This window comes from Streptomyces sp. NPDC002130, assembly GCF_040296465.1.
GTDB lineage: Bacteria > Actinomycetota > Actinomycetes > Streptomycetales > Streptomycetaceae > Streptomyces.
Genome location: NZ_JBEOXI010000266.1, coordinates 1 through 10,652, shown reverse-complemented (window position 1 = coordinate 10,652; position 10,652 = coordinate 1). Strand labels below are relative to the sequence as shown.

The window sequence follows — 10,652 nt, the reverse complement described above, 5'->3', positions numbered from 1 at the left end:
AAGCCGGCGAACAGCGGCGTCGCGAACATCAGCAGCATGATCGTGCCGTGCATCGTGAACGCCTGGTTGAACTGCTCGTTCGACATGATCTGCAGACCCGGACGGGCCAGCTCGGCGCGCATGAGCAGCGCCATCACGCCGCCGATGACGAAGAACGCGAAAGACGTGGCGAGGTACATCGTGCCGATCGTCTTGTGGTCCGTCGTCGTCAGCCACTTGACCACGACACTGCCGCGGTTCTGGCGCCTGACCGGCAGCTCGTCCTGGTAGTGGGACCCTGCTGCCGCGGCACCCTGGGGTTCGTTGAGGATGCTCACAGGTTGTTCGTCTCCCGGTTCTTCTCGTGGCTCGTCTGCGCGATGCCGGCAGGAACGTAACCGTTCTGCTGCTTGTCCACGAGGTCCTTGAGGTGCTGCTCGTAGCGCTCGGGGGAGACGACCTTCACGTTGAACAGCATCCGAGAGTGGTCGACGCCGCAGAGCTCGGCGCACTTGCCCATGAAGGTGCCCTCCTTGTTGGGGGTCACCTCGAAGGCGTTGGTGTGGCCCGGGATGACGTCCTGCTTCATGAGGAACGGCACCACCCAGAAGGAGTGGATGACGTCACGCGAGGTGAGGACGAAGCGGACCGTCTTGCCCTTGGGCAGCCACAGGGTCGGGCCCGGGTTGCCCGTCTGCGGGTTCCGCGTGCCGGGGGTGCCGCAGTCGTAGACGCCGCCGGCGTTGGCCGGGAAGTCTTCCTTGAACCGGTCCGGGATCGCGTCCAGGTCCTTCGAGGTCTTGGCGTCCCCGGTGGAACCGGCGACCGGCTCGATGTAGTTGAAGCACCAGCTCCACTGGAAGCCGACCACGTTGACCGTGACGTCGGGCTTCTTCTTGAGGCTGAGCAGCTCGGACTCGTCACGGGCGGTGAAGTAGAACAGCACCGAGACGATGATGAGCGGAACCACGGTGTACAGCGCCTCGATGGGCATGTTGTACCGGGTCTGCGGAGGAACTTCGACCTTGGTGCGGCTGCGCCGGTGGAAGAAAGCACTCCACAGGATCAGACCCCACACCAGCACGCCGACGGCGAGCGCAGCCGCCCAGGAACCCTGCCACAGGGAGAGGATCCGGGGAGCCTCTTCCGTGGTCGGGGTGGGCATACCAAGGCGGGGGAAGTCTTCCCAGTTGTACGAGCAACCGGTGGCTGTCGCCAAGACCAGGCCCGCGGTCAGTGCCTGCAGCAGCTTCCGCCGCATCGGGCGCCGCGGCGAGCGGTCGGAGCCGTTGGGACTCACGTAGCGCCTTCCCGAGAGTCTCGCCCGCGCGGATCGGCTGCGGCCTGGCCTTCTCGCTGGTCGGTCGCGGCCCTGCGTCGGGCAGGGGTTTGGATGTTTATGCGGACCAAACCCTAGCCGACGCCCTCCGGGGGTTCTCGGGGAGGGGGGCCTACTCACCCGGGGGGTTCGCTGAATTGGCGGCTGCGGGTTGTTTGTGGCTGTTCGCGCCGTTCCCCGCGCCCCTGAGGTACGCCTGCCCCGGGGACGTTCTAGCGTTGCTGTGTGGCCTACTTCGATGCTGCTTCCGCTGCTCCGCTTCATCCCGTCGCCCGGCAGGCCCTGCAGGCCTCGCTCGATGAAGGGTGGGCGGATCCTGCGCGGTTGTACAGGGAGGGGCGTCGGGCCCGGATGCTCCTCGACGCGGCGCGGGAGGCCGCCGCCGAGGCGGTGGGGTGCCGGGCGGACGAGCTGGTGTTCACCTCGTCCGGAAGCCGTGCCGTGCACACGGGCGTTGCGGGGGCGCTGGCCGGGCGGCGGCGGGTCGGGCGTCACCTGATCGTGTCGGCGGTCGAACACTCCTCTGTACTGCATTCGGCGGAGGTGCACGAGGCCGACGGCGGGTCCGTCACCCAGGTGCCCGTCGACCGGGGCGGGGCGGTGGATCCGGTCGTCTACGGCGATGCCCTGCGCGAGGACACGGCTTTGGCCTGTCTGCAGTCGGCCAACCACGAGGTGGGAACGGAGCAGCCGGTCCCGGCGGTGGCGGAGCTGTGCCGGGAGGCCGGGGTGCCGTTGCTGGTGGATGCGGCGCAGTCCCTGGGATGGGGGCCGGTGGAAGCGGGCTGGTCGCTGCTCACGGCCAGTGCGCACAAGTGGGGCGGGCCGTCCGGGGTGGGGCTGCTCGTCGTGCGCAAGGGTGTCCGGTTCGCGGCGCAAGGGCCGGTGGACGAGCGGGAGTCGGGGCGGGCGCCCGGTTTCGAGAACATCCCGGCGATCGTGGCGGCGGCCGCGTCGCTCAGGGCCGTACAGGCGGAGGCGGCCGAGGAGGCGGTGCGCCTGCGGGAGCTGACTGACCGGATCCGGGCGCGGGTGCCGCGACTGGTGGCCGACGCCGAGGTCGTCGGAGATCCGGTGCGTCGGCTGCCCGGGGTCGTCACCTTCTCCTGTCTCTACGTCGACGGCGAGGCGCTGCTGCACGAGCTGGACCGCGAGGGCTTCTCGGTTTCGTCCGGATCGTCCTGCACGAGCAGCACGCTGACGCCGAGCCATGTGCTGCGGGCCATGGGCGTGCTGAGTGAGGGAAATGTGCGGGTTTCGCTGCCGCCGGGAGTTGCCGAGGAGGAGGTGGAGAGGTTCCTGGCCGTCCTTCCCCGGACGGTGGCGGCGGTGCGCGAGAAGCTGGGGGCGCCGGTTTCGGAGACGGTGGTGCGGGAGGCCGACGTGCTCGTCGTGGACTCCCTGGGCAAAAGGTGCCCGATCCCGGTCATCGAACTCGCCAAGGTCATCGGCGACGTGCCGGTGGGCGGCCTGGTGCGGGTCCTCTCCGATGACGAGGCGGCCCGCCTGGACATCCCCGCGTGGTGCGAGATGCGGGGCCAGGAGTACGTCGGCGAGGAGACGGCGGACAAGGGAACGGCCTATGTGGTCCGCCGGGTGAGCTGACCAACCCCCTCTTTTGGGGGCGCGGGGAACTGCGCGACCAGCCCCCCACGCTCCCGCAGGCGACAAATCAGCCCAGATGCCCCCGAACCTCTTCCGCGGCCTCGTCCCCGTACGCCTTGGTGAACCGCTCCATGAAGTGCCCGCGCCGCAGCTGGTACTCCTGTGTGCCCACCGTCTCGATGACGAGGGTCGCCAGCATGCAGCCGACCTGCGCGGCACGCTCCAGGGAGACGCCCCAGGCCAGACCGGAGAGGAACCCGGCGCGGAAGGCGTCGCCGACGCCCGTCGGGTCGGCCTTGCGCTCCTCGTCGGGCGTGCCGACCTCGATCGGGTCCTCGCCGACCCGCTCGATGCGGACGCCGCGCGCCCCGAGGGTGGTCACCCGGTGGCCCACGCGGGAGAGGATCTCCGCGTCGCTCCAGCCGGTCTTGGTCTCGATGAGGCCCTTCTCGTACTCGTTGGAGAAGAGGTAGGTCGCCCCGTCCAGCAGGATGCGGATCTCCTCGCCGTCCATCCGGGCGATCTGCTGGGAGAAGTCGGCGGCGAACGCGATCTTCCGGGAGCGGCACTCCTCGGTGTGGCGGAGCATGGCCTCCGGGTCGTCGGCGCCGATGGAGACCAGGTCGAGACCGCCCACGCGGTCGGCGACGGTCTTCAGCTCGATGAGGCGGGCCTCGCTCATGGCGCCGGTGTAGAAGGAGCCGATCTGGTTGTGGTCGGCGTCGGTCGTGCACACGAAGCGAGCGGTGTGCAGCGTGTCGGAGATGCGGACGGACTCCGTGTCGACGCCGTGCCGGTCGAGCCAGGCCCGGTACTCGTCGAAGTCCGCGCCCGCCGCGCCGACCAGGATCGGGCGGGTGCCGAGCTGCCCCATGCCGAACGCGATGTTCGCGGCGACGCCGCCGCGGCGAACGTCCAGCTTGTCGACCAGGAACGACAGCGAGACCGTGTGCAGCTGGTCCGCTACGAACTGGTCGGCGAAGCGGCCGGGGAAGGTCATGAGGTGGTCGGTGGCGATGGAGCCGGTGACTGCGATGCGCACGGCGTGGATACTCCTGAGGGAGGCGGACCTTGACAGTTCACGCTATCGGGTGGGCGGGGCAGCTCTGAAGGCATCGAAACTACCCGATAGTAGATCTTTCTCCGTGAGCTCGACCGTGCATACGGTGCCGCTATGACAAACCTCAAGGTCCATGCGCCCGTTCCGGTCGATCTCGAAGGCGATCTGGCGTCGCTGCCGGGTGCCGGGGCACGGATGGCTCCGCACTGGGCGGTCCCCAGGATCGCTTCTCGACCGGTCTCGCCGGCCCTGATCCACGGTGTGTCCGTACCTCCGGCGTCGGCGCGGCTGCTCGACGCGATGTCCGACTACGGGGACTGAACGGCGCACTCGCGGGAACCGTGAGCTCCCCCGCTGCGTCCCATCGCTGTCCCCCGTAAAGGGGAGGCGGGATACGACCCACCAGCGGTCCGTGTGTGACCGGGCCGGGTCCCATGGGACTGCTGTGCAGCCGAAGGAGCGATGCGGTGAACACCGAGCGACCCGACAACGACGCCGACGCCAGGGAAGCGGCCGGCGCCACCGCAGACGCCCCGAAGGCCGAGGAGCCGGGCACGGAGGGCGCCGAAACCCCGGCGGAGGCCGGGGCGTCGGCCGAGGCCGAGGTGCCGGCCGAGGCCAAGGTGTCGTCGGATGCCGCTGACTCGGGCGAGACCTCCGAGGTCACTGAGGCCGCCGAGACTTCTGAGGCCGCTGAGACTTCTGAGGCCCCCGAGACATCTGAGACCTCCGAGGCTGCCGATGCCTCTCAGGCGCCTGATGAGGATGCACAGGCCGACGAGGGCAGCGCGGGCGAAGCGGCCCCGGCAGCCGACGAGCCGGGCACACCGGAAGCCGGGGGCGTCGAGGAGGAAGCCCGCCCCGATGCCACCCCGGTACCGGTGGGTGACCTGCGCCGGGACGAAGAGGACCTGGTCCATCACGGCGGTGGCCGCCCCCGTACGCCCGCGATCATCGCCTCCGTCGCCGCCGCCGTGCTGCTGATCGGCGGTGGCGGGGCCTGGCTCGCCTCCAACGCCTCCAGCGGGCCTGGCGGCGGTACGACCTCCGGTGCGCCCGGTGGGGACGACACTCCCCCGCTGCTCGCGCTCGACGGCCACTCGGAGTCCACGGCCGGCGGCGGCAACGGCATCGCACCCGGCGAGCCCAACCCCTACGGCGCCACCTACCGGCTCGACGGCGCCCTGCCCGACGGCCCCGGCAAGGCGCCGGTGTACCGGGCGCGGGGCGAGGTCACCAAGGCGGACGTGGCCCGGCTGGCCAAGGCCCTCGGGGTCGAGGGGACGCCGGTGGCGCAGGGCGAGGCCTGGAAGATCGGGGGCCGGGACGGGTCCGGGCCGAGCCTGCAGGTGAACCGGCAGGCACCGGGCTCCTGGACGTTCACCCGGTACGCCCCGGGCACGGACAACTGCAAGGGCACCGACACCTGCACGGCCCCGCAGTCCGGTGGCACGCCGGTGAGCGAGGAGGTGGCCGAGAAGGCCGCGGCGCCCGTGCTGAAGGCGGTGGGTCAGGGCGACGCGAAGCGCGACGCGAGCCAGGTCATGGGTGCCCAGCGGGTGGTGAACGCCGATCCCGCGGTCGGCGGACTTCCCACGCACGGCTGGACGACCGGGATCACGGTCGGCTCGGACGGCGAGGTCGTCGGCGGCAGCGGACAGCTGAAGACGCCGGTGAAGGGCGACACGTACCCGGTGGTCAGCGCCGAGAAGGCGCTGGAGCTGATGAACGGGCAGCCGAAGAAGGATCACCGGATGGGCATCGGCGGCTGCGCCAGCCCCGTGCCGCTGAAGGACCGGCTGGAGCAGCCCTGCGAGCAGCCGTCGAGCGGCGCTCCCGAGCAGGACGCCGTGACGGTCGAGAACGCGGTGTTCGGGCTGGCCGCGCACGTCGTGGACGGGCGGCAGGCGTTGGTGCCGTCCTGGCTGTTCGAGGTGACGGCGCCGGGCGCGAAGGACCCGTTCACGGTGACGTACCCGGCGGTGGAGCCGAGGTTCCTGGTCTCCCCCGAGCCGAGCGGGCCGAGTGACCCGCCGACGTCGGCTCCCGGTCCGCGCGAGGTGAAGGTGGACGGCTACCGGGCCGAGGGCGCGGAGCTGACGGTGACCTTCACGGGCGGCGTGTGCGCGGATTACGACGTGAAGGCGAGCGAGAAGGGCGGCGAGGTGACGGTCACCGTGACGTCGACCCCGTGGCCGGACAAGATCTGCGTCATGATCGCCAAGCAGTTCCAGGAGACCGTGCAGCTGGACGAGCCGCTCGGTGACCGGGCGGTCGTCGACGCGGACGGCAGGGCGGTGCCGCTGGCGAAGGAGGGCGCGCGCCTGCCGGCTCCCCCGACGCAGGAGCGCTAGGAGCGGCCACACGGCACGAAGGCGGCGGCCCCGTCGGAGGGGGCCGCCGCCTTCGTCGTGTCCGCGGCCGCCGGTGGCGGCTCGGCAGGCTCAGCTGAAGGAGTCGCCGCAGGCGCAGGAGCCCGTCGCGTTCGGGTTGTCGATCGTGAAGCCCTGCTTCTCGATGGTGTCCACGAAGTCGATCGTGGCACCGCCCAGGTACGGGGCGCTCATGCGGTCGGTGACGACCTTCACACCGCCGAAGTCCTTCTCGACGTCGCCGTCGAGGGCGCGCTCGTCGAAGAAGAGCTGGTAGCGCAGGCCGGAGCAGCCGCCGGGCTGGACGGCGACGCGCAGCGCGAGGTCTTCGCGGCCTTCCTGGTCGAGCAGCGCCTTGACCTTGGACGCGGCGGCGTCGGTCAGGATGATGCCGTCGGTGACGGTGCTGGTCTCGTCCGATACGGACATCTACATCTCTCCCGGGTTGTACGGAGACTGCTTGCCGACGGTTGCAACCGGCGGGGCCGCGGATTCATTCCGGGCCGGGCTCTCGATCCCGGCTCCTTTTCATGCTCGCACACGCGCCGGGAACCGGAAAACGGCTCTTTCCGGGTCTTCCCGGGAATGAACGGCGGCTCACCGGGATTCACGTCACACCGACGCTATGGCCATCGTCAAAGTGACGTGAAGCAGTTATGATAGATAGCGTCAAATCGACGAAAAGTCGCAGAAACAGAAAGGGTGCGTGTCGTGACCACCGCCCAGACCCAGGAGCTCGACGTACAGCCGACGCCCCTCGCCCTGCTGCTCCTCGGCCGTGAGGCCGACCCGAAGAGCGAGCGCGGTGTGGAGTGTCCCGGCGACCTGCCCTCGCCGTCCGACCCGGACCTGGTGGAGCGCGCCCGCAAGGCGAAGGAGAAGCTCGGGGACAAGGTCTTCGTGCTCGGCCACCACTACCAGCGCGACGAGGTCATCCAGTTCGCCGACGTGACGGGTGACTCGTTCAAGCTGGCCCGCGACGCGGCCGCCCGCCCGGAGGCCGAGTACATCGTGTTCTGCGGCGTGCACTTCATGGCGGAGTCCGCGGACATCCTGACGTCCGACGACCAGAAGGTCGTCCTGCCCGACCTCGCCGCCGGCTGCTCGATGGCCGACATGGCGACGGCCGAGCAGGTCGCCGAGTGCTGGGACGTGCTGACCGAGGCCGGGATAGCCGAGCAGGTCGTGCCCGTCTCGTACATGAACTCGTCCGCCGACATCAAGGCGTTCACCGGCAAGCACGGCGGCACGATCTGCACCTCGTCCAACGCCGAGCGAGCTCTGGACTGGGCCTTCGAGCAGGGCGAGAAGGTCCTCTTCCTGCCCGACCAGCACCTCGGCCGCAACACCGCGGTGCGGGACATGGGCATGTCCCTGGAGGACTGCGTCCTCTACAACCCGCACAAGCCGAACGGCGGGCTGACGACCGAGGAACTGCGCGCCGCGAAGATGATCCTGTGGCGCGGCCACTGCTCGGTGCACGGCCGCTTCAGCCTGGACTCGGTGAACGACGTGCGCGAGCGGATCCCCGGCGTGAACGTCCTGGTCCACCCCGAGTGCAGGCACGAGGTCGTGGCCGCGGCGGACTACGTCGGTTCGACGGAGTACATCATCAAGGCGCTGGAGGCCGCCCCGGCCGGCTCCAAGTGGGCCATCGGCACCGAGCTGAACCTGGTCCGCCGCCTGGCGAACCGTTTCGCTCCCGAGGGCAAGGAGATCGTCTTCCTCGACAAGACGGTCTGCTTCTGCTCGACCATGAACCGCATCGACCTCCCCCACCTGGTCTGGGCCCTGGAGTCGCTGGCGGAGGGCAACCTCGTCAACCGCATCGAGGTGGACAAGGAGACGGAGGCGTTCGCGAAGCTGGCCCTGGAGCGGATGCTCGCGCTGCCGTAACCCACGCCCCGTCCGCCGTCACCCCGAGCGCGGTTTCCGCTCGGGGTGCGCGGGGTCCAGGGTGAAGACGCTGCCGCCTGGGGTGGTCGCCACGAGGGCGCCTTCGAGGAGCCGCACCGGGGTGGCGCCCCAGTCGGTGGCGTTGCTCTGGGCCCTGGGCTGCGTCTCCCAGAGCAGCGTGCCCTTCTTCGTGTCGAGCGCCCCGACGCGGCCGCTGGCACTGGCGAGGTACACGGCCCGGGTCCGCGGGTCGTACGTCGCCTCGCCCGGCTGTTCCAGGCTGGTCGGGGTCTGCCACAGGGGCTTGCCCGTGCGGGCCGACACGGCGGTGACGCGTCCACTGGCGGTGGCGAACCACAGGGTGCCGTCCGCCAGCGTCACCTTTCCCTCGTACTCCTCGGCCAGCTTTGTGGTGCTCTGGGCACCGGTGGCGGGGTCCACGAGCCGGATGGCCGCATAGGGCGCGTCCTGGCCCACGAGGATGTTCCCGTCCCCGTCCTGGGTCAGGTCCAGGAACAGGAGCCGGCCGTCGAAGGTGCCGAGCAGCCCGCCGACCTGGTGGGGCACGCTCAGCCGGCGCGCCGGGCCGTCGGCCGGGTGCAGCTCCATGACGAAAGCCTCTTGCGGTCTCTCCTCCGGGCTGCACTCCAGCCACAGCTTCCCGGCCACCTCTTTGATCCCGCAGGCGTGCTTCGCAGGCAGACGTTCCGTCCAGCGTTGGGCGCCGGTGCGGATCGAGCGGGCCGTCATCGAAGTGCCGCCTCCCTCCGGGAGCACGACGACGTCGCCCGAGAAGGCCACCTCCGCCCACTCGTCGTTCACCGCGCGGTCCCAGAGCCGGTCGCCGGTCCGGGTGTCGAACGCGAAGACCCGGGTCGCCCCCTCGCCCGGGGGCTCCTGCTGCACCAGGACGGCGTCGTCCCGGACGGTCAGGATCTCGAACCTGGAGAGGTCGTCGCCGGTGACGGCCGCCACCGGGCCGGTGCGCCAGACCGTCTCGCCCGTCTTCCCGTCCAGGCGGACGGGGAGGATTCCGTCGCCCCCGCAATAGACGGCCCCCTCGTACGTCCGGCACTCCGGACCGCCCCGCAGCCCTCCGGGCTGTGGCTGCTGCGTCTTGCGCACACCACGCCCGGCCGTCTCGTACACGGTCGTCTGCCAGGGCTTCCAGCCGGCCGGAGGTGCCGCCCACCGGGAGTTCGCGGACGGAGAGGCCCCCTCCCGGTCCGCGCTCTGCGCCCAGCCGGGGCCGAGCGTCAGATAGGCCGTCAGGCCGAGGACGGCGGCGCCGACCGTGCCCGTGGCGGCGAGCAGCGGGCGGACGCGGCGGCGGGGGCGGACGGCGCCCGGCGGGGGCGCCGCGGTCGCGGCGTGGGCGGGCTCGACGGCCGGGAGCCGATCCGCACGCAGGGTCATGGTGGCCGGATCGCCGTCCGCCGGCTCGGGCAGGACAGCCGCCAGCTCCCGGGCCAGCTCGTCGAGTCCGGGCCGGTCCGCGGGCTCCTTGGCCAGGCAGCGCTCCAGCAGCCCCCGCAGCGGCCCGCCGACCCCCTCCAGCACGGGTTCGTCGTGCACCACCCGGTACGCCGTCAGATAGGGGCTGTCCGCGTCGAAGGGGCCGCGCCCGGTGACGGCGTACACCAGCAGTGCCCCGAGGGAGAAGACGTCCGACGCCGGGCCGACCCCGCGGGCGTCGACGAGCTGTTCGGGGGACATGAAGGGCGGTGTGCCGATCATCTGGCCGGTCTCGGTCAGCGTCTGGTGGTTCTCCGCCGCGCGGGAGATGCCGAAGTCGATGACACGCGGACCGTCTTCGGCGAGCAGGACGTTGGCCGGCTTCAGGTCCCGGTGGACCACCCCGGCCCGGTGGATGTCGCGCAGGGCCTCCACCAGGCCCAGGGCCAGCCCGCGCAGTTCGGCGTCCGGCAGGGCGCCCCGGTCGCGGATCCGCCCCGCGAGCGAGGGCCCGGGCACGTACTGGGTGGCCATCCAGGGCCGGGCCGCCTCGGGGTCCGCGTCCAGGACCGGTGCCGTGAAGGCTCCGCTGACCTTGCGCACGGCCGCGATCTCCTGCCGGAACCGGGTGCGGAAGACGGCGTCCGCGGCGTACTGGGCGTGGACGACCTTGATGGCCACCTCACGGCCCGAACGGGCCCTGGCCCGGTAGACGACGCCCATGCCCCCGGCCCCGAGCCGGTCGAGCAGCCGGTAGCCGCCGACCGACTTCGGGTCCTCGCTGTGCAGCGGCACGCCCGAATCCCCTTCCCCCGTAAAGCCGTTCGAGGCCACAGGATACGGAACGGGACAAGGCGGCGGCCCTTCTGCTTCTCGCGCTCGACCGCCAGCTTCTCCCGGGCGGTGCGCTTTCCCTCATGGTTCTTCTCGCTCACACCCCGGAAAC

General features: G+C 71.0%; 9 protein-coding genes. 4 read left to right on the top strand and 5 right to left on the bottom strand.

Annotated elements, in window-relative coordinates; genetic code table 11:
• Together ABT116_RS34320 and ctaC are read right to left on the bottom strand one after the other, a co-directional pair.
• On the bottom strand, window positions 1–317 hold a 317-nt coding region (locus tag ABT116_RS34320), incomplete at its 3' end, for a cbb3-type cytochrome c oxidase subunit I (protein ID WP_351641917.1).
• A complete protein-coding gene (ctaC, locus tag ABT116_RS34315) occupies window positions 314–1,279 on the bottom strand; it encodes an aa3-type cytochrome oxidase subunit II (protein WP_351641913.1) in 966 nt (321 codons plus the stop codon). The genes ctaC and ABT116_RS34320, both read right to left, overlap by 4 nt.
• Window positions 1,280–1,543: 264 nt before the next feature.
• Here ctaC and ABT116_RS34310 point away from each other — a divergent pair, with 264 nt between their 5' ends.
• Complete coding sequence (locus ABT116_RS34310; RefSeq protein ID WP_351641908.1) at window positions 1,544–2,923, top strand: cysteine desulfurase/sulfurtransferase TusA family protein; 1,380 nt, start codon at window positions 1,544–1,546, stop codon at window positions 2,921–2,923.
• Between the two features lie 67 nt (window positions 2,924–2,990).
• Here ABT116_RS34310 and ABT116_RS34305 read toward each other — a convergent pair whose 3' ends face one another.
• Window positions 2,991–3,965: a carbohydrate kinase family protein gene (locus ABT116_RS34305; RefSeq protein WP_104784176.1), complete on the bottom strand. Its 975-nt coding sequence runs from the start codon at window positions 3,963–3,965 to the stop codon at window positions 2,991–2,993.
• A 132-nt stretch (window positions 3,966–4,097) separates the two neighbouring features.
• Between ABT116_RS34305 and ABT116_RS34300 the strand changes: the two genes are divergently transcribed.
• Window positions 4,098–4,304 carry a hypothetical protein gene (locus ABT116_RS34300; RefSeq protein WP_351641903.1) on the top strand — a complete coding sequence of 69 codons (207 nt, stop codon included), beginning with the start codon at window positions 4,098–4,100 and terminating at the stop codon, window positions 4,302–4,304.
• Window positions 4,305–4,450: 146 nt separating this feature from the next.
• Window positions 4,451–6,337, top strand: a complete 1,887-nt coding sequence (locus ABT116_RS34295) for a hypothetical protein (RefSeq protein WP_351641901.1) — start codon at window positions 4,451–4,453, stop codon at window positions 6,335–6,337.
• A 90-nt stretch (window positions 6,338–6,427) separates the two neighbouring features.
• Here the strand turns inward: ABT116_RS34295 and ABT116_RS34290 are convergent, their stop codons facing one another.
• A complete protein-coding gene (locus tag ABT116_RS34290) occupies window positions 6,428–6,784 on the bottom strand; it encodes a HesB/IscA family protein (RefSeq protein ID WP_031109243.1) in 357 nt (118 codons plus the stop codon).
• A gap of 282 nt (window positions 6,785–7,066) precedes the next feature.
• Between ABT116_RS34290 and nadA the strand changes: the two genes are divergently transcribed.
• A complete protein-coding gene (gene nadA / locus ABT116_RS34285) occupies window positions 7,067–8,251 on the top strand; it encodes a quinolinate synthase NadA (RefSeq protein ID WP_351641897.1) in 1,185 nt (394 codons plus the stop codon).
• Window positions 8,252–8,269: 18 nt separating this feature from the next.
• On the opposite strand, the gene ABT116_RS34280 is transcribed toward nadA, so the two are convergent.
• The gene (locus ABT116_RS34280; RefSeq protein ID WP_351641895.1) at window positions 8,270–10,501 is read right to left on the bottom strand and encodes a serine/threonine-protein kinase; all 2,232 of its coding nucleotides are present in this window, start codon (window positions 10,499–10,501) and stop codon (window positions 8,270–8,272) included.
• Window positions 10,502–10,652 lie beyond the last annotated feature (151 nt).